Source organism: bacterium, assembly GCA_009926305.1.
In the GTDB taxonomy this organism is placed as follows: domain Bacteria; phylum Bdellovibrionota_C; class UBA2361; order UBA2361; family RFPC01; genus RFPC01.
In genome coordinates this window covers 34,210-54,792 of record RFPC01000005.1, presented here as the reverse complement: position 1 = coordinate 54,792, position 20,583 = coordinate 34,210, and the positions used below count along the sequence as shown (strand labels likewise).

Sequence of the window (20,583 nt, the reverse complement as noted above, 5' to 3'; positions counted from 1 at the left end):
ATACGGACGATATAACGCTCGTCCTTGAAAGCTTTTCAGCCCCATCTCTTTGAGCCAATGTTGCAACTCGTTACCTATACCTCGCTACTGGTCTTTGGACAGAGCCTCGCTCAACACGTAGAGATATTCCCTCTATTTTCCCTGCTTGGGGGTGTATTGGTCTTCGCAAGGCGTAGAGCGGGAGTTTGTATTGCTATTCTCGCTATCTGTGTCGGGAGTATCCAAGGAAAGCTCAGAGAAGGCGGTCGGGTTGATGTGCATAGTGAGACGTCCTGGTTTAAAGCTCATGTTACTTCAACACCTCATGCGGGAAGACGACCAGGAGAGGTTACGTTTCTTTCATATCTCAGGCCAGTATCGGGAGGTGGATCCCAAGCAATGCGTCTCAAATGCTCGGTGCGTGACCTTCCCTGGCGAAACGCCGTCTTTATAGAGCGTGGAGGTCAGTATGTTGTATATGCCAGGGTTAGTCCTCATCCCCCAGCCCGAGGTCGATGGGCGAGGTACTCGTTAAGACGTGGCATTGATGGCAATTGTCGAATCTATTTCTTATCTAAGGACCTATCAATGCGTGATACGGCTTCTCGAGCTGATAGCCGTATGTTGCTCCAGAAACAAATTCATCACGTGATGGAAACGTCTCGGGGTCGAGCGTATTTGCAGGCAATGTTGCTTGGTGATGTAAGTGGTTTTTCGCGAGCAGATCGAAAGCTATTTCAAACATGGGGAATCTCGCATCTGTTGGTGGTTTCTGGTCTGCATGTGGGAGCCCTCTTTTTTTTCATTCGAGGCACAGTCTCGCTCTTTCTGTGGCTCGCATTTTTTCTGCCTGGAAGATATTCGTTGGCACGATATCTTCCAGACGTGTGCGGCGGAGGTAGTGTCTGGTGGTATGTGGCGCAACTTGAGTTTCCAGTCAGTGCAACAAGAGCCGCCATCGCTGTTACGTTCTATCTTCTTTTCCCGCTATGCGGATTGAATGTCAGAGGGGTGGTGAAAATATTACTCGCTTTCGTGAGTATTGTGTCGCTCTGGCCGGGGGTTTGGGAAGAGGTGGGTTTTCAGCTTACTTTTGCAGCGCTTTTTTCGCTTGTTTTTGCCAGCTCCATACGAAAGCGATTTGAGCTTCCGTGGTATCAGGCGGCTCTTACCACCACGCTCTTGCCGACGCTCAGTACTTCCCTGGTCTTGTGTTGTACGATAGGAGGGGGGAGTTGGCTGAGCCCGTTCGGGAATATTCTCTTGGCTCCATTCATCGTATTTATTGGCTTTTATGGGGGCCTGGTTTCGCTATTCATCTCTTATGGCTTTGATGGGCTTGGTGGTCTGGGAGGGTGGATTGTTGATGGACTCTTATCTGAGTTTCATCGGACTCTCGTCTTTGTCACCCCACATATTGAGCAGGGCGTGGGTTTTGTAGTGCTATGGGTTTTGGCACTCTTGGGGATCTTTTTGATGTTTTGGAGGGGCGTCTTGTTCAGACGGTCTTTCATCGTTAGTGGCGAGTGATGAGTTACGAGATGCAGAGCCGCGAGAGGTTTGGCAGTTCATCTAGGACCTTTCCGACACCACGGACTACGCAGCCAAGAGGGTCATCAACCCGATGCACCTGAATACCAATCTCTTCTTGGATTCTTTGAGTGAGACCTCGGGTCAGTGCACCACCTCCGGCTAAATAAATACCATGAGCCATGATGTCTTGAGCAATCTCAGGGTTTGCTTGTTCAAGTGCCGTGTTTACTGAATCAACGATAGCAAATATTGGTTCAGAAAGCGCATCACGAATGACTTCGTCGGACACGTTTGCTTGTTGTGGTAGGCCAGTTCTTATGTTTCGCCCGAAGGTTCTCGAAAGTTCGATTTTACGGAGGGGGATCGCTGAACCAATTTCTTTCTTCAAGCGCTCAGCCTCATATACGCCGATTTCTAACGAAAAATGCCGTCTTAGATATCTTTGGATGGCCTCATCCATCTCATCTCCAGCAACTCGAATAGAGCGCGAATAGTTTGTTCCACCGAGACAGAGAATTGCAACCTCGGTTGTCCCACCACCGATATCAATGATCATACTTCCTACCGGTTCGTTTACCGGAAGTCCCGCTCCTAGGGCTGCCGCCATTGGTTCTTCGATAAGGCGCACGTGGCGCACCCCTGCACAATGGGCAGCATCGATCACGGCGCGCTTCTCAACTTGAGTGATACCTGAGGGGACTCCGATAATGAGCCTTGGTTTCAGGAGGCGGAATCCTGACATCGATTTTTTCAAAAATGAACGGATCATCTCAGAGGCATAGGTGAAGTCGGAGATGACTCCGCTCTTGAGCGGCCGAAGTGTTGAGATATGTGCATTCGTTTTTCCAAACATCTCTTTTGCTTCTTTGCCGAAAGCTACCGCAGCTCCACTCTCTGATTCGAATGCGACGAGGGATGGCTCATTGAGCACGACGCCCTTGCCGCGTACGTGGACTAACGTATTGGCTGTTCCCAGGTCCATCGCAATATCTGAGGAGAGGTATTCGCTCCATTTGCCGAAAACGCTGTGCCCTTTATTTTCTTTTTTTATGAAGGGAGCGGGGAGTGATGCTGATACCATATTATTTCTCGCTATGATGACTGATGATTGAAATTCTTTACCTGCTTTATGGACCTTCCTCGAAGTGTTTCCAGCATGCCTTTTCTTCCCGCACTATTTGCCTCAATATGAAGAGTTGAGCGAGCGAATCCTTGAGTCCCCGTTTGCTGCTCGGAGGTCTGAGAATTGAATGGTTTCTGGTGACGCCGCGTAGCGTTGCCTCTTCCTTCTCCTCGGAGCCATCTATAGAGAGCTGAGGGGGGTCTCTTCGGTAGCGAAGAGCCACCACTGGTGTTTGAGGAAAAGCCAGTACTCTTTGATAAGGCATCTGCGAGCCAATCCCTCAGACACCCGCTTCCATTGTTCAGATTTGTCAGGGTGTCACTTGAAGATTTGATGATTTCATTGACGAGGACTTCGAATGCTTCCTCTCGAGGATCCGTTGTTACGTATTGGAGCCTTTTACGGAGAAAGAAGAGAAACAGGGCGCGCATTTTCTTCGTGAGCATGGCGCTGCGCAAGTGATCGCATACCAGTACGATTTCTTGGGTGAAGATGAGCGAGGCCGCGCTTTGGTGCTCACCCGTTGTCTCGCCCTCAAGTTTTTCAGATTGAAGTGATTTGAAAAAAGCGACACTCGCTTCATGCCATGCATGTTGTAAGTGCACGGAGATGGCGAGCAGGTGTTCCGCTGATATGCGACGAGAAAGCAAGCTTCCACCAGACGACGTATCGTCTTTTGCTTGGTCTTCTTTCGGCTGGGTCGGGTTGTTTGGGGAATCCGATGCGACCTCCTGAGAAGGCCGCCACATATCGAGAGAGAAACGGATCGAGGTGACAGAGAGAGTCCTTTCTTTCTGATCGGAGAGGAGTGTTCTCAGGGTGTCTTCAAATTGATTTGATGTTAGCTCCATGAGCGCTGAGTGCGAAAACTCGCTGGCAACCTTCTCGGAGCTCGGCAAGGTGTGACCACTACTATGAGGCTCACTACTATGAGGCTGACTGCTCTCAGGGTCACTTCTTCGAAGAAGTGCATCTCGTTCGAAGTGAAGAGCGATTAGCCTCTCAACTTGAGTTCCGATCTGTTGGAGAAGTTTCATTTGAAGGGGCGTAAACTTGTAAGCCTTCATGCTATCGACCGCAAGAACTCCATATTTTACCGAGTTTTGGGGATTTTGATGCAATGCCTTTCCATTATTCCCGAAGGGGACAGCGGCAAAACTTTTGAGTGGAATATGAGTTCCATAAATGCCAAGGCCAGTAGCATCCATCTCAAAGGGAGAGATATGAAGAGGCTTTCCAGTCTTTGCGACCCAAAGCGCTGGACCCGCTGTAATGACCTTCTGCTTTTTTGGAAGAGCTGTTGGCGATAGTGTCTGACTTGCAAGAGGGAAGAGTCCTTCGTGGCCGTATTCAGACTCCTGTTTCCCATTACGAAAAAGATCGCTTTCGCTTCCCTGTACGATCCGTTCAAAAACGTTGCTCGGTAGGAGCAGGAATACCGAGTGAGTTTCAAGGGCGTTTGCCGCAAGCTTTAGCGTTTGAGAAAGATCAGATCTCAGTTCTTCGAAGTTGCAGCCTTGATGTTGTAGAGGAGTAACAAATTCCGAATCCACGTTTTGTGGATTGCTGACAGAAGCAAGCGCCTCCTGTTCAGTGCTCAGTGTCGGCTTGGAGTCTTGCCGCAGGTTAGTTTCTGACGGTGAAACAAGAGAAAGGCTCTCATGAGAACCTGCCAATTCTTGAGTGTTATCCAACTCATTCTCGATATGAGTTGAGGCAAATGGAAGGGGTGCTTGTTGGAATGAGTGGTGGCTTTGAACGAGCTTTTTGGCGGTGGCCGACACAGGTTGCCTTACTAGAAAATTGTTTGTCCGTACAGTGAGAAGGTTCTCGCGTTATTTAAGCTACTTAAAGCTAACAAAGCCCGGTGCGCTCGGCAACGTATTTTCTGAGACTTGACACCGTTTTTTGAGGGAGTTTTTGAGAGGCGTAACGAGCTGCTGGATAGCTCGTTCCACGAATCGGTTCATGGCCGGCAGGCTCAGCTGCACCAGAGTCGTTCATTATAATTCTCACATGGGTGAGCCACCAAGAGGTGTCGGGTCTTGGTGCTGAGCAGGAGCTGTGCAGCACTCAGGAGTTGACGCGCCCCCATTCCGATCGAAAAGGATGAGAGCTCAAGAGAACCCTCTTTCCTATTTCGTTCACGTGTCTCGACAAGGCGGTGGGCCGTTACTTCTCCATCTCAAACTGGTACTCATCTGCTCTTAGGCGACCGTCAGCCAGAATGAAAATATTGACGCTGTGTTCTTTCTCGAGTTGGGAGAGTTCAAACTTCTTGTTGTTGAGCAGAAAGAGTGCTGCAGTTGGAGCAAGTCGGGCTTTTACCATGCCGACCTGTCCGACAATGACGGCACTCTGAATTTTTCGAAGAACTTCTAACGCAACAAGCTCTGGGTTCTTCACCTTTCCGTTCCCATCACAGTGTTGGCATTTCATGTGGCTCTGACTTGAGAGTGATGCTCGAAGCCGTTGACGGGACATCTCTAAGAGCCCGAATTTAGAGAGCTTTCCAACCTCAATCCGAGCCTTGTCGGATTTCACGGCATCTGCCATTCGCCGCTCCACTTCGGAGCGATGCTTACGGTCAAGCATGTCGATGAAATCGATTACAATCAGCCCGCCCAAGTCTCTCAGTCGTAGTTGACGAGCAACTGCGTCCGCCGCTTCAAGATTGGTGCGATACGCTGTCTCCTCGATTCCTCCGCCTGCGGTCGCTTTCCCAGAGTTCACATCAATCGCAACTAGCGCCTCCAGTGTATCGATGACAATCGCACCGCCTGAAGGCAATCGCACTTCGCTTTTGAAAGTATCTGAAACCTGTTCATCAATCCCATGGAATGAAAAAAGTGGTTGTTCATCCTCGTAGAGTTTTATTCGTGAACGATACCGAGGCATGACCTGATTCACGAACTCTTTTACGCGTTGGTAGGTGTCTTTTGTGTCGGTGACGATCTCTCGTACTTCTGGTGTAAAGTAGTCACGAATCACTCTCGTGGCCAGATCATCTTCACTGTACAGTACGGATGGAGATGAAGCATCTTGAGCTTTTTCAAGTATTTTCTCCCAAAGAGTGAGCTGAAGGGATAGGTCCCGCGAGAGATCCGCTTGTGAGCGGTCCAAGCCAGCGGTTCTCACGATGAGCCCCATGCCATCTGGTATTTCGAGCTCAGAGGCCAATGAGGAAAGGCGCGAGCGCTGCCGCGAGTCGCTAATTTTTCGAGATACTCCGCCTCGGTCGCTGCCAGGCATGAGCACTACATATCGACCAGGAAGTGAGAGATACGTGGTAAGAGTTGCCCCTTTGAGCTCTCGCTCCTCCTTAACGACCTGGACTATAAGTTCTTGCCCTGGACTGAGCACGTCTTGAATATTTGGACGCTTATTTGGGCCTCTTCCTTTTCTTCTGCCACTTCGCTTTTCAAAGTATCCAGGGTGAATATCGTTGATCTGTAAGAAGCCATTACGCTCGGTGCCGATATTAAGGAAGGCCGCCTGAAGGCTTGGCTCTAACCGCTCAATCTTTGCGCGATAAATGTTCCCCTTTAACTTTTTTCCGACTGTTGATTCAACTTCTAACTCTAGAAGTTGCTTGTCCTCTACTATAGCAATCCTGCACTCTTCGGAGTGAACTGCATTGATAAGCATTTTTCGACTCATGTAATCTCCCAAACACATGCGGAAGAGGAGTCTTCAACCATCTTGCAAAGGAGCTATTATCCAGCAGGGGGCTTGCATACAGCTCATCGATCATCGATAGCTTCTGTCTGCACGTAGCCTGTTGTGGATAGGCGCGTTCAAAGCCATCGCACGATTTTGCTTTTGAACCGCGTAGAGAAACCATCTTCCTCTCCACTGTTGAGCCCATTGAGACTGTGGACCCTGCCAGTGGTACGGGGCGAGGAGTTTCTCTCATAGCCTTCAGATTAGGGATGTGCACGAGTAATCGTTTTCTTCGGACTTGACTCGTATTCTCCGAAGTTTGATACGTCTTGCACTGTCTGACCATCTTTCTGACCATCTTTTCGGTCTTGTCCGAAGTCCCACTACGCTCCCGTAAGGCACTTGAGCCAAAGGGCTTAGCTGAGGTCGGATTGTAATCTGTTAATTGAACAGACCGGATTGTGTGGTCTTGTACAGCGTGGTCTTGTACAGCATGGTCTTGTGCAGACTGTGCCGCAACGTGGTCTTGCCACGACCGTGCTGCTGCATAGCCTGCCCCTAACGTGAGGGAAGTGAATTGCCTTTTCTGTTGGTTGAAGTTGCTACCTCTCATGAGGTGCCTCTCCCAATCGTTAACTAAATTTTAGAACTGAAAACTCGTTTCAGGCACTCTCCGTGCCGTAGGGTTTGACCAGAAGCTTGCCACTTCGCTTGAGGCGTAAGTCGGTTTGAAGCTCTTAAGTCAGTTCAAAGCTACGCACGTACATGTACGCTTAGACACGGGGTCTTTGCCTGAAACACCAGTATGATATCAGACCCTTTTTCAGGACAATTAGCAAATATGATTAACTAATTGAGATAACACACCTTTTAAATGGGCAGCCGCTCAGATGCTGTTGTTTCGCCTCTGATGAGCCCCCATAGCCTTTTTTATAGGATGATTTTCCCGGCTCAGAGGAAGCAGAAAAGGGAGAAGAAAGAAGGCACTCTACCGTAGGGTTGCAAATGTTGATGCCTATTGCGAATTGATTGGAGTCGAAAAATCTTTGCCTCTCTCGTCTGAAAGTCCGACAATGGGGGCATGTCCGTTTATTTACAGATATGGGATGGCAAGCGCAAAAAGAAGCAGTATCCAATTCGAGAGGGTCAAAATCTCATTGGACGGTGGGATCCGACTGCCGGAGTGTTTCCAGAAATAGATTTGGACGCGATTGATGAGGATGCTCGGGTTTCTCGGAAACATGCCACCATTGAGATGTCGGGTGATGAACTCTCGATTATCGATATGGGGAGTCTGAATGGCACAATCTTGAATGGAGCAGTGCAGCTTGAAGAGGGAAAAGTTTACCCGCTGCAGGATGGCGATCAAATTCTTATAGGGAGAATAGCGCTTCAGGTCTCTTGGGATGAATAGAACACGTAGGGTTGGGGTAACTGAGAGAAGAGAGAACAGCCTTTTTAGCCTCAAGCGTCAAGAAGAGCTTCGACCTCCTTCAAGAGGAGTGATGGTTTGCATGGCTTCGTTAATACGAGGCTCCCCCCGAGGGTTTCGACATCCGCATGCACTTCAGGATCATCAATAGCGGTGAAGGCGACGATTGGAACGTTTAGCCCTTTGGCTCTCAGTGCTTGAATGCACTCTTGACCACTCATCTTTGGCATCATCAAGTCAACCAAAACGATGTCTGGTGCGGTGTCATCGATAGCAGAGATTGCGCGGCAGCCATCTGAGCTGCGAATAACTTCAAAGCCATGCTCTTCGAAGAGAAGATCGACAATGTCTAGAGCGATCATGTCGTCATCGATAATGAGAATCTTCTTGTGTCTCGTCATGGCAGGCGCCTTTGTAACTCAAAACGAAATACCTCGAAACTTTTTAGATGCAGGCATGGTATGAAGGAGTGCATGAGTTTCTCCAAGTCGGAGCCAGAAAAATAAACCATGTTCTATAATCAGGAGGTTAGCTACAGAACTTTCTTAGAATCAACTCATTTTTCCTAAGAATTTTTTGTACGATTCCTCTTGTTCTTGCTTTGCCATAACCTTTCTGTTCGATGCGAATGATGGTTTATTAAAACTTTGAATTCTTGGGGCTTAAATCCATGAGTTTACGGCCATTCTGGTCGAGAGTAGACACCGTATGTTTTCGTTAGAAATAACTTTTAATGGTGATGGGGCCGATACTGAAACGGTCTTCGTCCGCAGGTCACACGCGGTCATTGGAGCCAGCGACTACGCCCACGTGCTAATCGATGAACTTGCTGAACTGCCGTATGAACTTCATCTGTATAGAGGTATTGGCCGGACTTTCCGAACTCAGCCGCTTATTTCGCATTCTCACTTGCGAGTTGAAACCCCTGCTTACCTCGATCGGGAATATGATGGGGAAGCGAGCCTGAACCTGGGCTCCATACAGCTTTCTATCACTGCACTCGATCTTGACCTTTGCTCTATGCGAGGAGATGCCCTTGATAAGGTAGCAGCTCACATTTTACGCAGAGCGTGTGAAAACCCGGCGCCGTATTTCCCTGCGCTGGCGGTAAGCGGAGATGCTCCAGTCACTATTTCGTTTTCGCCAGATCTTCCGCTGACGATTGGTAGAGATCGAGATAATGCACTTCGCTTGGACGCTCCTGATGTATCTGCAAGGCATGCCAATGTGACGTATGAAGCTGGGAAATTTTTTATTGAGGATGTCGGTTCTACAAATGGAACCTTTGTGGGAGCACAGCAAGTTTCAGGGAAAAATCAGATTCCTCCTGGAAAGCCAATTATCATTGGGAGAAGCATTGTTGCGTATGCAATCGATCAAGAAGAGCAAGTCTCAGTGCCCCGTCAAACTGCAGAGGTTGATCTGCAGATACTTCCAGAGGAACGCTATCCGCTGCTGATGTCACTCTCAGAAGTCGCTCGTCCGCAGAAATTGCTGATTCAAGAAGGAAAGCCCCTCAGGATTGGCAGAGATCCCTCAAGTGATCTTTGGCTTGGTGCGCCGCATGTGTCGCGGAAACACTCAACTATTGAATTTATCAGCCTTGAGGATATTCTCATCACGGACCTCAGTATGAATGGACTCGCGTATGATGGTGGGGTGCTAACGCAAGGAGAATCCGTTCACCTCGAGAATAGCCCGTGTGTGTTGAATTTTGGCGGTGGTATTACCGTTGCCATCTGTTTTTCGGAAGAGCATGAAGAGATGTTCCTTGAGAGCAATGGTGCTCCTTCTACCTTTACTCAGAAAGAGGGGGAAGAGAGAGATTCGCGAGAAGTAGTGCCGAGCCGCCAAACATTGGCTGCCCCTGGAGTTCCTCAAGAGGCGCTCTCCCAGTTCGAGATGAATACGAGACCGAATCGTTTTGTTTCAGGATTCTTAGCGCTTGGTTCGTATGAACGGGTAGGAGTTCTCGTAACAGGAATTCTTGTAGCGCTCGCATTACTTGTAGCGTCAATGCTTGTTGTTTCGTTACTTTTTTGAAGGGTTTTTATCTAAAGGAGAAAAAAATGGCCACTGATAGCACTGAATTAACCTTTGTTCGTTGTCCATCGTGTCGGAGTCTTGTGCCGGCGGTGTCGACTCGTTGCAGAATGTGTGGAGCTGGACTCGAAGAGGATGAGCTGGCATCAGGTGCAGAGGAAGATGACTTTTCAACTCCTGAGTCTGCCCTTGAAAGCGCTCCCGCTGAAGCTGAGGATGATTTTGATGATCCGCTTGGAGCATATCTTGAGGATTTTGAAGATGAAGAGGACGAGGAGCTTGCTGCGAGTGAGCCGATAAGAGAAGAGAGTGATTATCCAGAAGCGATTCAGGAGGAGGAAGAGGAAGACCTGGTGGAGGAAATGGACTCTGACATTTTCGAGGCGGGGGACGAAGCAGGGTTTTTAGAAGAGGATTTCGATGATGTTGTCGATGATGATGAGGCACCGTTAGTGACTCAAGCGCCGCGTCAGCCGCGAGTGGAAGAATCAACTGAATCTGTTGCTCCGCGAGTAAGAATGGAGCGAGGCTCGTCCAAGAAAGGGCTCTCTTTCGGTGGCAGAGCGAAACAAAAGACACCCGATGAGTCTTCTCATGAAGCTGAAGCAACCTTTGAAGGAGAGGCGTCTCGTATGTGGCGCGAACAAAGGAGACAAGGACGGCGGCGAGAGGAATCAGCGCCGCGCAGAAACCAAGATGGAGCGATGGGAGAACAGGGCGTCTCTGCTAGGGGAGCTGTAGCAGCTCAGCAAGCTCAAGATAATCAAGGGTTATTGCATGGGTGGCTTGTCAGTTTTTCGGTTGCCAACGGCGTAGGCTACGAGCTGAGAGAGGGGAAGTTCTTTGTCAGTCGCACACCGCTGAAAGATAAAGATTTCGTCCTTGATCATCCCTCTGTTTCAACACCACATGCGCTCATGACACTTTCTGATGAGTATGGATTGCTTGTACAGGATCTCATGAGTGAGACAGGTGTTTTTGTCCGTCGGGAAGGTGATGCCATCTATCGGAAAGAAGAAGAAGCCATCATACTCGGTCATGGAGACTGGGTACGTTTTGGTGAGCAAGAGTTTCTGGTGACGCTTATTCCATCTTTACCGCGAGGTTAGGATACCGCTCTCACGTTACGTTCGAGAGGCTTAGAGGAAAACCCCATGACTCACGTGAATAAAAGACTGTGTGTTTATTGTTTTGCTGCTGTGGTCATGAGCCTCTTGATGATGGGCTGTTCGGACGTTCCCGTTGCTGAGGACATTTCTCAAGACCAAGCTCGAGAAGTGGTAGCAGTGCTGAGCAAGAACGGCATTGAAGCTTCATTCACTCGGAAGAGAAGAGGAGTTGGCAATTTCTTGGTGGAGGTTGCTCCCAGAGATTTCTCTACGGCCATCCGAATCTTGCACGAGAAGGGAATTCCTGAGTCCTCTCGCAGTGAAGTTCTCTCCACCCTCTCGACCAGTTCATTTCTTCCGGATTCGCGCATGGTAGAAGCGGTGCGCTTAGATTTTGCGCGTTCACTACAGATAGAGTCCCTCTTAGAGAATCTTCCTGATGTCGCCTCTGCTCGAGTCGTGTTGCGACTCCATTCTGAGAGACCGGCAAAGAAGACGAATACAGATGATCTTCAAGTCGTGAAGGAAGATCGCGGAGCATCGGTCGTTTTGAAAGTAAAAGATGCCTCTCTCGCTCCTCGCTCGGAAATACAGGCCCTACTACAGTCAATTATTCCAGAGCTAGAGGCCGACAGGATTCATCTGGCGATTTTTTCTCATGAGCCAGAGGGGGAGGGAGTTAGTGAGGCTAGCCTCGACGGAGAGAAGTTCGATTGGGTTGAATTATTCTTTGGCTGGAAAGTGGCAGCAGCAGATTATCCAGCTATCGTGCTCTCACTTCTTGGTGTCTTGGTGCTTGTTGCTGTTGCAGGGATTTTCGGGGGATATTGGTTTGGCGTCATTACCACTGCCTCTCGGGGCCAAATGTCTTCCCTTGATTCGTTCCGTAACGGCGAGCCCTTACAGTTACAACCGTTCGATGTTCGTGATGATGATCGGAGGTCGCAACTATGAAGCTCGAGAAATTTCGTTCCCTTTCAGCGCATCAGCGAGCAATGGTAGCAATAGCAGTGCTGCTCGATGGACATGAGGCCGAGCTTTATCTTGACAATGATTCGTTAGCAGGTGAAGAGCTGGCAAAGGCAGCGAAAGATTTTGTGGCCGCATCGCCAGAGTTCAGGAACATTTTAGCGGGCGACGCGCTGAGACGTGCATTAGAAGAGTTGCAAAGTCGAACTGCTGATGTGAAGGATGAACGTTTGCAGGAATGAGGGTTTAGAGAATATTAGAAGAGTAATTCATGTCGATTGCGTCGGATGAACAACAGTACGGGGAGAGTGACTTTCGGGCATGGGATCCGTTAACTGAGCTATCAGCGGTAAGTGCTGAGGATATCCGTTTCTCAAGAGGCTTTCTTCGGTCCCAACCAGAGGTATGGTTTCCTGGATTTACTGCTCATTGGCTACCGCTTTTTCACACCTTCGATATACATCATGAAAAGTGCGGAACTACTCCGCTCATAGATCTCGATGCCGGAGAGGGAGTCGCCTTTCATGGGAGTCTTGATGGAGAGACTGTTTCTCTTTTTATTCCGAGGTCCTTGTCTGAATGTATTACGAGAACTCAAGCTCCAGCCGCATCCCTTACCGCTAAACATCTGATGATAGAATATTTTGCAAGAAGATTCATGACGAGCCTTGCGTCATCTTGGAGTGCGAACGAAGGGGGCGTCTTCCGCTTTCAAAGTGATGTTAGTGCTCCTTCAGAGGCTTGCGTTGGTGGCGTTCGGCTTGATTTTCGGCTGAATGGCGAGGAGCTTTCGCTTGTTATAGGAATAAGCCAAGGGCTGATGGATAGGCTCGATCAATTGTGGATTACACAAATATTAAAAGGAATACCTTCTGCTGAGGAGAGGGCACGTGTGAGGGTTGTTTTTGGGAGCACTGCATTTCTCCCCTCGGAGGTAGGTGATAGCCTTGTTCCTGGCAAGACGCTTCCGATCAATTTTGGTGGTAGCGATTCAGTCGTGTTGCTCATGGATGAGCAGCCATGGCTTGAGGGATCACTTTTCACTCACGATGATCAACTCGTTTTTCAAGCAAGAGGAGAAGCGAACGAAGGCATCGCGAATGCTGATGGAATGACTTCTGTAACGTTTGAGCTAGAGGAGATAGAACTTTCAAAAGCTGAGAGTGCTCTTCTTTCCCAGCCGGGTGCGCTTCATAAGCTCGCATCTTCTGCGAAACAGCCTAAAATTCATATTTCTGTCGCGCATAAAAAGGTCGGACATGGGATTCTGGTTGCCTATGAGTCTCAGCTCTTTGTAAAGGTCATCGGAGAGCAATAGCGGATAGAGATAATCATGAAAGAGACCGTTCGAACGGTCTTCCCAGTCGATGAGCGTCTGAAAATAGCGGCTAGTGAAATGACGTTCTTTTCTTCACAATACCCTTCATGGGAATTGATGCAAACGCAGCGAGTTATCAGATAGCTCTCATCATTTTAGTCCTTCTTACGGGGGGATTCTTAAAGAGTTTTACGACTCTTCAAATTTTTCGTATTGGCCTCGGGTTTCATGGCGCTACCGTGGGCGTGGTTGTTATGATTTTTTCAGCCGTTCTCGCTCTCTTTGTGGTTGATTCTGTTGTCCCTGTAGGTAATCTGATGACAACCCTCTCTGCTCCAGAACAAAGAGAGAGTATGCTTGAGCAACGTATTGTGCCGTTTCTTGAGCAAAGAACGGATCCCGAACGCAGGGAGGAGATATCACGGCTGCAGTCTGAACTTCGAGATAAGTTTCAAGCGCCAGTGAAGAGTAGTGCGGGAATGACGGAATCGGCACCGAACCCTGAGCAGATAGGGAAGCAGTCAGGGTTTTATCCTGTACTTGTAAGTTTTCTCTTGGATGAGCTCGAGGGCGCATTTCAGCTTGGAGTTCTCTTCATTTTGCCATTTGTGATCATTGATCTCCTCGTGGTGCACGTGATGCAGTTGTTGCAAATGACACAGTTGCCAGCTTTATGTTTTTCATTGCCAATGAAGCTTCTTCTTTTTCTGGTTGTCGATGGTTGGGGGATGTTAATCCAGAGGCTAGCCGGAGATTACATTTCAGGATAAATGTCATGGAATTGAATGTATTCTCAACGATAATTCGGATGTTTCTCATAGTGGGGGTTCCCGTAACGGGATGTATCGTTGGATTTGGGCTATTGGGCTATCTCTTAACGGGCTTCTTCTCGATCCAAGATTACACCTTAAACTATGCACTAAGAGTTATCGGGGCGCTTTTTGCATTAATTTTGCTGGGAGCCCCTATGATTAATTTTTTTATCGAAGAGACGAGAACGCTCTACCTGGTGGTAGGATAGGCTCGGATTGTGAGCAGGGTGTCGTAGGATGACTGAGTTTGCAATAGCAGGGGCTGGACTCTTTCTCGGTTGTGTCCTCTCTCCAGTCATGACGGTCATTGCAGCGCCGTGTCTTGTCCTATGTCTTCTCCTCGTGAGTATTCAGGTCCCCTTTTCCTTTTTGGGGTTATTGTGTGCGGTCGTTGCACTGTGTGCTATCCCGCTCACTTGGCTTCTTATAAGTTGTCTTTTCGAGAGGGTTGGACTTCGGGACCTTTTTGAAGATCACATGTGTTACAGGTGGCTTCCGTGTGTCGTGATGATGTTCTTACTGCCGGAGCTGCTCAGTGAAGACGTGCTCCATGGCATTGTGGAGATATACATGCGGCACCGTGCCGAAGTTCTTCTCTCTGTATTTTCATATTTCACTTCAATGGTTCTGAAGTGGGGCATTCTTGTGGGTTGTGCCTATGTACTTGTATACGCACTTCTCGCTTTCATTGTGTACCTCGTGAGTATCCCCCTAATAGTAAGAAGAAATAGAGTAGAGCTTAGCTTTTCCATCACGTATCAGATTGCAGTTGTTCCTCTGGTGCTCTTGCTTCTGGCCATTTCTTGTCAATCGATAAGCCAATATTTTCTCCACGAGCTATTACTGCCCGGTTAATAGGATAATAATCGAGTGAAGTCTGAATCAGCTTTTAGGAATGCCGTAGCAACACTGACACTCTGCTCAGTGGCGTTTTTTTGCTTTTCCCCTTTCGTTTATCAGGCTCTCCTCAAAGAGCTCTCACTCACCATAAAGCCGTGTCTAGAGGGTCATCTTGCAGAGTGTTTATCAGCATGTGGTCGAGAGATAGTGTTGGTCATTGCTCTTCCCTTACTAATTGTCCCAATAGTCCTGTTTTCTAAAGCTGCTCATACTTTTATTTGGTCATCAGGAGAGAGTCAGTCACGCACCTATTGGAGCACGTTCTTTCTCTTAGGAGCGTACTTCCTGTTCAGTGGAGTGTTCATTTCAGCTTTTTTTGCAGCAGTCTATTTTCTTTTCCCCAAGCTCATTCAAGAGTCACTTTTATATCGGTCTGACGGGGATTTAGGCGAAATCCTAGAGTACTCCTATCTGTTTTTAGTTGCTATGATCTTGGTGGTAAGTTTAGGATTTTTAAATATTCTTCTTGTGTTTATACAAAAGTCCTTTCTGAAGGGGCCAAGTGATAGCTAAGATTAAAAAGAATACTGCGAATCGGTAATTCAAAGGGAAGAAGATGAAAAGTCGAATTGAGGAACTCATGTTTCATGATGAAACACGACTCCCCTTGTTGGCGCTCGTCCCGCAAGGCAAGAATGCTGGTGAGCTTCCAAAGTTACGTGCAGCGTTACTTGCGCGAATGGAACGGGTCGAGCAAGAGGTGGAGGGCGCAAGTAATTCGCGGGTCACTATGGGAGAATCAGAGCGACAGAGGCGTGATGAGCGTGATATGTTAAAGATTGCGATTGATTGGATTGCTTTACAAGAAGATGATCATGGCAAATGAGAACAAGTCCGAGGCCACTATTTCGGATGAGGAAGTAAGTGGTGGTAATCAACCGATGGAATCGTCAAAAGCACTCTCGCCTCGGGGGGATCGAGCGATTGTTCGCCATGGTTATTCCACAACAGAGCTGGATGCACTCTATTCCCTGAGTCGAATATTTATAGAAAGCGGAGAGATTGCCACTGCTGAGAGAGTCGCCAGAGGGCTCGTGTCGATAGAGCCGACGCATGTAAATGCATGGCTGGTAATAGCGTATGCCTCTTTGATGAGGGAAGATTACGGGGAGACTATCTCGGCTGCTCATCGAGCTCTTGAATTACGGAACTCTTCGATGGAAGCCTTGTTATTCCTCGTCTTGGCGCATTTTCAATTAAAAGACTTTCAGACTGGGGGAACATATCTGGGAGAAGTTTCAGATCGACTAGCTGCTAGTGAGCGAATGCGACCTGAGCTTCGGCAGCTATACGAAGCTCAGGTGCTGCGTTTCGAGGAACGGCTAACAGGCGGTTCTTCAAAGACTTCCTAATGCCGATCCTCTTTTTTTGTGAACGTTGAATTCTCGCCGTTTCTGCAAGGAGCATCTCGTGCATTAATTCTTTTCGTCCTCTTTTGTCTTCTTGGTATCATCTTCCTCAACAAGTGCTGAATCAATCGCCATTTTTACTGCTTCTCGGATAAGGCGTTTTTGCTCCTCTGGCAACTTGCTTGAGCGGAATAGGTTTTTTGCTTCTTCATCAACCATTCCTAAAAGTTTCTCGCGGTCTTCAAATCGCAGGCGTTGCAGGTTGTCGCCAGCCTGCGGAGTTTTGCCGGAGCGTTTTACACCAGTTGTTTTTCCAACTTTCTTTACCTCTTCAATGTTATCAACTTTTGATACGGAAGTGGTCTTCTGTGTTTTACTGATTCCCTTGACGTTTTTCTTGTCTTTTTCATCGCTCATTTTTGTTTTCCTACAGTCATTCTGGATTTTTTCCCTTACTGGTTTTTGATATTTCCCTGAGGCGTAAAGGCCATTACGTTTTCTGTCCTTGCGCATAGAGTTCTGTAAAGGGGCCCGCCTGCTTTCTTTGTTTCATTTCAATAGAGAGCGGCCTGAGTGCAGGTCGGACTTTTAGCGGTTCAAAGGAGCTGTTTTTTTCGATTGCCCTCTGTAAATGGTCGACAAGGGCCTTATGTTCTCGGATTACATTCAGCTCGTCCATTTCCCACTCGGATGCGATTGCTCTCATTGAATCCCCATGCCAATACATTCGCCATATGATTATTTGATGAATTACTTCCAGATGCGCTAAGAAGGTCACCATTCGTTTCGTATCAACGATATCATCGAGCGAAGCTGAGGCGAGCCCCTGTCGCGTGGTGACGAGAGTTGCGCCGATTAAGAGTTGTCTGATGCTCGCGCGCATTGCCTTATCGCCTTCCTCTTGGTCAAGCGACATAGGAATAGCTCCACTGCGAAGTTCGGGAAAGAGTTCAAAAAGTTCAATCGATACCTCTTTAGCAAGTCGTTCAAACTGTGTATCAGACCCCGAGCGTGTCCAGCCTTTTGATACTCGGGCTGCTTCAGTAGAGGCTTCATGTATTCTTCGTCTTGCATAGCCACGAAACGGGATGCCACGCTCTGGATTAAACCGTCTCGAGCAAAAGATCAGAGCCTCCATCGCAGCTCCATCGAGTCCGTCATTTTGCCAGTCAAGGTTCCAACCACGAGCAACCGACCGAGCTATACTCTCAGCCCAGCCTCGATGTTCCTCGACAAGTGCGTTTGCTTCTTCGATGGATAAACCCTCTTGGTCATCCTGCGGGGTATCTTCACTCATTTGATGGTGCCTATTTTGCTAGCCTGTCCCTGTTTTTCGCATACCCGACACATCCTTACAAACCTCTTCTGAACCAAGTCGCCTTTCTTTGCGAGTGACTGAAAAAAGCCATAAATAAAGAGAATAAATACAATATGTTATCACTTTTTATGAAGCGGCTAGTCCTTTAGTGCTGACCAGTGTTTGTCAGGGGATGCCTCTGACACACACCGTCTTTCCTTGTTTAGGGGCAAGGCGAGTTGAAGGAGCAAATCAAGTGAATTCGATAAAAGAAACACGATACCAGGCACTGGATACGATTCAAGAGCTGCTTACGCTCGTTGAGGATGTTCCAGCTACACAGACTCGACTATTACTCCAAGCAGGGTTGTTAGATCTGGTCTCATGTATCGAAGAGCTCAGTAAGACTGATCAGGAAAGGTTATTTGAAATCAACAGTACAGTAGGTTCTACAGGAGAAGTGGCATGACAAAGGTTAAGGCTCGAAAAGGTTCACAGAAGACAAAGAAGGGAACGGTAAATGAGCAGGCTCTCAACGACGAAATGATTTTAGAGTATCGAATCAAAGCCCGGAAGCTGGGACGGAGTATTTTGAGAAGGTGGCAGGCACGTCTTGATCTTGAAGAAGTTGATAGTGTTGTAGACCTGTCTCTTTGTGAGGCTGTGCAACGATTTGATCCCGAAAAAGGGGCCAGCTTCATGACGTTTTTATACTATCATTTGAAGGGGAATTTGATTCGTACCGTGACTGCAGCAGCACAGGCAAATTTTATACCTGGTCAGGAGATAGAAGGGAAGAAGGGTGAAGAGCCAAAGACCATTACGGCACTTGATGTAGTGGAGGCCATTTCTGGTACTGATCAGCGTAACCCAGACGACCTTTTGCTTCAAAAAGAGTTGATTGAACTGAGCAAGAGCGCATGTACGCGACTAGATCCATTAGAGCGAGAAGTAATTGAGCGTCTGTTTCTTCAAGGCGAGCAGTTGATGAAGATTGCCAGTTCATTGGGGTACAGCAGGTGTCACATCTCTCGCGTAAAGAAAAAAGCGCTTGAGAATCTGCAAATTGAACTCGAACAGAGCCTTGAGCGTGACGATAGACCTTCTGCTGGAGCGAGCCTACAAGAGATGAGGAAAATTCAGCGCAGAAAGAAGCGGTCTCGGTATGCAAGCGAGCAGGCGCTCGATAATCAAGCTGCATAGACACTCAGAGGAAAGCGCTCATACGAAACACACTCTCGTCAGCAACGTGCGCCTTGCCTCCTCGTCGAGTGAGCAAAAGACTTATCGTACCTTTGTAAGAGAAGTTGTTCCTAAGCCGCGATATTTTCAGACAAGAGGGGTATCAGACGTCTTGAGCTCTGTTCTCCAGTGTCAGCTTCTACTATAGTCTCTGATTAGACACTGTGTGAATAATCAGGAATACAATTTGGAACATGCTAACCACCATCTCGGGCTTGAAGAAGAAAGAGCCACGTTTCGCAAACTTCTTTTTGAGCTGTTGCTCTTGGTCTGCGGCTCTTTGGTTCTATCAGCTCTGATTACGCCGGCCCTTTTTATATGGCTTCAGTCCGTATGGCCGGAGCTCCCATGGCCCTATTCTCGCGTCTATGATCGGGTGATTATGGGAGTAGCAGTTGCACTGTTTCTTCTGAGGCGTCGGCATTTTCATATCGAGAAGTACAGAGATGATTTTCACCTCCATGTGAGGGGACAAAAAGCTTCTCCAATAATACTGGGGTTTTTTACTACATTCTTTTTGAGTCTCTGTGTGGTTCCACTGTTAGTGAGTGGTGGCACTCTTGAGTGGTCAGATAATTCGTGGGGGACGGTTTTCCAGAGACTGCTAAAGGTAATTCCTGCAGCCCTCCTCATTTCTTTTATTGAAGAGGTGTTTTTTCGTTTTTTCCTTTTTCGCTCTTTACGACAGTACCTTTCATTTTGGTGGTCAGCAGGTCTTTCTTCAGCCTTGTACTCAATTGTGCACTTCATCCAGCCAGTAAAATCATGGGGATTTACTGAGCTCGAATTCTCTACCGGATTCTCTTATCTTGGACTTTTAGTCGGACGGGTGATGGAGCCTGGATTCTTGGGAGCGAGTTTTGGACTTTTTTTGGTCGGCGTAGTTCTGTGCTCTACGCTTGAGCGCACGAGATCGTTACTTCCTGTAATTGGATTGCATGCTGGATGGGTTGCAACCGTGAAAATAGTGGGAAAGTTATGTGATCCAGCTCTTGGCTTTGAGTATCCGTCTGGAGCTGGGCGTCGGTATTATCTGCTCACGGAGGAGTTTTCATGGCTGGCGATTGTTCTTGTCTGGATCGTCACGTACTGTGTCTTTCGCAATCGAAGCGATGGAGATTGCGTTCAAAGTGATAAAGAAGGTGGTCAGTAATGTGGTTTCTTTTCGCAACATCAAATATGGGCAAAGTCAGAGATTTGACTCGATACCTAGAAGGTGCAGACTTCCACCTTGCCTCGCCACAACAGTATTCAGAGATGAAGAAGATTTCGCCTTTTCAAGGGGAGGTTGAAGAAGTCGGCACAACGTATGAAGAGAATGCCGCACTTAAATCTTGCGCATATTTTCGATGGGCTGGCATTCCAACTATTGGTGATGATTCAGGGCTAGAAATCGAGGCGCTTGGCGGAGCTCCCGGTCTCTACAGCGCCCGGTATGCTGGTGAGAATTGTACATTCGATGACAACATTGCAAAAGTTCTCCAAGAGCTTGAGGGGGTGGAGAATCGCAGGGCAAAATTCGTCTGTACGCTCGCATTTACTGTATCTGAGAACGATACTACGTATTTTCGGGGGGAGCTCGAAGGGGCGATAACAGAAACTCCTCGTAAAGGGGAGGGGTTTGGTTATGATCCAATCTTTGAAGTTACAGGAACCGGAAAAACGCTGGCTCAGATAAAGCAAGAAGACGCGACTTTTGAAACCCACCGAGTGAAAGCAATGAATCTCTTTCGAGCACACTTGCAAGCAAGTCACGAGAGGGGCATGCGATAGAGTGCTGTGCTCCTACGGGAGTCTGGCGTACACGGATTGAG

The 20,583-nt window shown here is 48.0% G+C and carries 23 protein-coding genes; 17 read left to right on the top strand and 6 right to left on the bottom strand.

Annotation, left to right across the window (positions count from 1 at the left end):
• Window positions 1–24: 24 nt before the first annotated feature.
• Complete coding sequence (locus EBR25_01970) at window positions 25–1,509, top strand: ComEC/Rec2 family competence protein (GenBank protein ID NBW39750.1); 1,485 nt, start codon at window positions 25–27, stop codon at window positions 1,507–1,509.
• Window positions 1,510–1,513: 4 nt separating this feature from the next.
• On the opposite strand, the gene EBR25_01965 is transcribed toward EBR25_01970, so the two are convergent.
• The 3 genes from EBR25_01965 to EBR25_01955 all read right to left on the bottom strand — a co-directional run bounded on the left by EBR25_01965 (window position 1,514) and on the right by EBR25_01955 (window position 6,313).
• Window positions 1,514–2,593: a rod shape-determining protein gene (locus EBR25_01965; GenBank protein NBW39749.1), complete on the bottom strand. Its 1,080-nt coding sequence runs from the start codon at window positions 2,591–2,593 to the stop codon at window positions 1,514–1,516.
• A gap of 11 nt (window positions 2,594–2,604) precedes the next feature.
• Entirely contained in the window at window positions 2,605–4,419 is a 1,815-nt protein-coding gene (locus tag EBR25_01960) for a GAF domain-containing protein (GenBank protein ID NBW39748.1), read from the bottom strand.
• A gap of 388 nt (window positions 4,420–4,807) precedes the next feature.
• Complete coding sequence (locus EBR25_01955) at window positions 4,808–6,313, bottom strand: Rne/Rng family ribonuclease (protein NBW39747.1); 1,506 nt, start codon at window positions 6,311–6,313, stop codon at window positions 4,808–4,810.
• Between the two features lie 1,066 nt (window positions 6,314–7,379).
• On the opposite strand from EBR25_01955, the gene EBR25_01950 reads away from it, so the two are divergent.
• Window positions 7,380–7,712, top strand: coding sequence for an FHA domain-containing protein (locus tag EBR25_01950; protein ID NBW39746.1), 333 nt, complete (start codon window positions 7,380–7,382; stop codon window positions 7,710–7,712).
• 50 nt (window positions 7,713–7,762) lie between these two features.
• On the opposite strand, the gene EBR25_01945 is transcribed toward EBR25_01950, so the two are convergent.
• Window positions 7,763–8,131, bottom strand: a complete 369-nt coding sequence (locus EBR25_01945) for a response regulator (GenBank protein NBW39745.1) — start codon at window positions 8,129–8,131, stop codon at window positions 7,763–7,765.
• 307 nt (window positions 8,132–8,438) lie between these two features.
• On the opposite strand from EBR25_01945, the gene EBR25_01940 reads away from it, so the two are divergent.
• From EBR25_01940 to EBR25_01890, 11 genes are all read left to right on the top strand, one after another.
• Complete coding sequence (locus EBR25_01940; protein NBW39744.1) at window positions 8,439–9,773, top strand: FHA domain-containing protein; 1,335 nt, start codon at window positions 8,439–8,441, stop codon at window positions 9,771–9,773.
• Window positions 9,774–9,799: 26 nt separating this feature from the next.
• Window positions 9,800–10,882, top strand: a complete 1,083-nt coding sequence (locus EBR25_01935) for an FHA domain-containing protein (GenBank protein ID NBW39743.1) — start codon at window positions 9,800–9,802, stop codon at window positions 10,880–10,882.
• Window positions 10,883–10,927: 45 nt separating this feature from the next.
• A complete protein-coding gene (locus EBR25_01930; protein NBW39742.1) occupies window positions 10,928–11,836 on the top strand; it encodes a hypothetical protein in 909 nt (302 codons plus the stop codon).
• Window positions 11,833–12,093 carry a hypothetical protein gene (locus EBR25_01925; protein NBW39741.1) on the top strand — a complete coding sequence of 87 codons (261 nt, stop codon included), beginning with the start codon at window positions 11,833–11,835 and terminating at the stop codon, window positions 12,091–12,093. The genes EBR25_01930 and EBR25_01925 overlap by 4 nt, the downstream gene beginning before the upstream one ends.
• Window positions 12,094–12,122: 29 nt before the next feature.
• Window positions 12,123–13,169: a hypothetical protein gene (locus EBR25_01920; GenBank protein NBW39740.1), complete on the top strand. Its 1,047-nt coding sequence runs from the start codon at window positions 12,123–12,125 to the stop codon at window positions 13,167–13,169.
• A 107-nt stretch (window positions 13,170–13,276) separates the two neighbouring features.
• The gene (locus tag EBR25_01915; GenBank protein NBW39739.1) at window positions 13,277–13,939 is read left to right on the top strand and encodes a hypothetical protein; all 663 of its coding nucleotides are present in this window, start codon (window positions 13,277–13,279) and stop codon (window positions 13,937–13,939) included.
• Window positions 13,940–13,944: 5 nt separating this feature from the next.
• On the top strand, window positions 13,945–14,190 hold the full coding sequence (locus EBR25_01910; GenBank protein ID NBW39738.1) for a hypothetical protein: 246 nt from the start codon (window positions 13,945–13,947) through the stop codon (window positions 14,188–14,190).
• A 28-nt stretch (window positions 14,191–14,218) separates the two neighbouring features.
• Complete coding sequence (locus EBR25_01905) at window positions 14,219–14,836, top strand: hypothetical protein (protein ID NBW39737.1); 618 nt, start codon at window positions 14,219–14,221, stop codon at window positions 14,834–14,836.
• Between the two features lie 15 nt (window positions 14,837–14,851).
• Window positions 14,852–15,394, top strand: coding sequence for a hypothetical protein (locus EBR25_01900; GenBank protein NBW39736.1), 543 nt, complete (start codon window positions 14,852–14,854; stop codon window positions 15,392–15,394).
• Window positions 15,395–15,437: 43 nt separating this feature from the next.
• Window positions 15,438–15,707: a hypothetical protein gene (locus EBR25_01895; GenBank protein ID NBW39735.1), complete on the top strand. Its 270-nt coding sequence runs from the start codon at window positions 15,438–15,440 to the stop codon at window positions 15,705–15,707.
• On the top strand, window positions 15,697–16,233 hold the full coding sequence (locus EBR25_01890) for a hypothetical protein (protein NBW39734.1): 537 nt from the start codon (window positions 15,697–15,699) through the stop codon (window positions 16,231–16,233). Before EBR25_01895 ends, EBR25_01890 begins: the two co-directional genes overlap by 11 nt.
• A 63-nt stretch (window positions 16,234–16,296) precedes the next feature.
• On the opposite strand, the gene EBR25_01885 is transcribed toward EBR25_01890, so the two are convergent.
• Together EBR25_01885 and EBR25_01880 are read right to left on the bottom strand one after the other, a co-directional pair.
• Window positions 16,297–16,647 carry a hypothetical protein gene (locus tag EBR25_01885; GenBank protein NBW39733.1) on the bottom strand — a complete coding sequence of 117 codons (351 nt, stop codon included), beginning with the start codon at window positions 16,645–16,647 and terminating at the stop codon, window positions 16,297–16,299.
• 73 nt (window positions 16,648–16,720) lie between these two features.
• Complete coding sequence (locus EBR25_01880; protein NBW39732.1) at window positions 16,721–17,527, bottom strand: hypothetical protein; 807 nt, start codon at window positions 17,525–17,527, stop codon at window positions 16,721–16,723.
• A gap of 193 nt (window positions 17,528–17,720) precedes the next feature.
• On the opposite strand from EBR25_01880, the gene EBR25_01875 reads away from it, so the two are divergent.
• From EBR25_01875 to rdgB, 4 genes are all read left to right on the top strand, one after another.
• Complete coding sequence (locus EBR25_01875) at window positions 17,721–17,996, top strand: hypothetical protein (protein ID NBW39731.1); 276 nt, start codon at window positions 17,721–17,723, stop codon at window positions 17,994–17,996.
• The gene (locus EBR25_01870; GenBank protein NBW39730.1) at window positions 17,993–18,730 is read left to right on the top strand and encodes a sigma-70 family RNA polymerase sigma factor; all 738 of its coding nucleotides are present in this window, start codon (window positions 17,993–17,995) and stop codon (window positions 18,728–18,730) included. Before EBR25_01875 ends, EBR25_01870 begins: the two co-directional genes overlap by 4 nt.
• A 226-nt stretch (window positions 18,731–18,956) precedes the next feature.
• On the top strand, window positions 18,957–19,922 hold the full coding sequence (locus EBR25_01865; GenBank protein NBW39729.1) for a CPBP family intramembrane metalloprotease: 966 nt from the start codon (window positions 18,957–18,959) through the stop codon (window positions 19,920–19,922).
• Window positions 19,922–20,542, top strand: coding sequence for an RdgB/HAM1 family non-canonical purine NTP pyrophosphatase (gene rdgB, locus EBR25_01860; protein ID NBW39728.1), 621 nt, complete (start codon window positions 19,922–19,924; stop codon window positions 20,540–20,542). Before EBR25_01865 ends, rdgB begins: the two co-directional genes overlap by 1 nt.
• Window positions 20,543–20,583 lie beyond the last annotated feature (41 nt).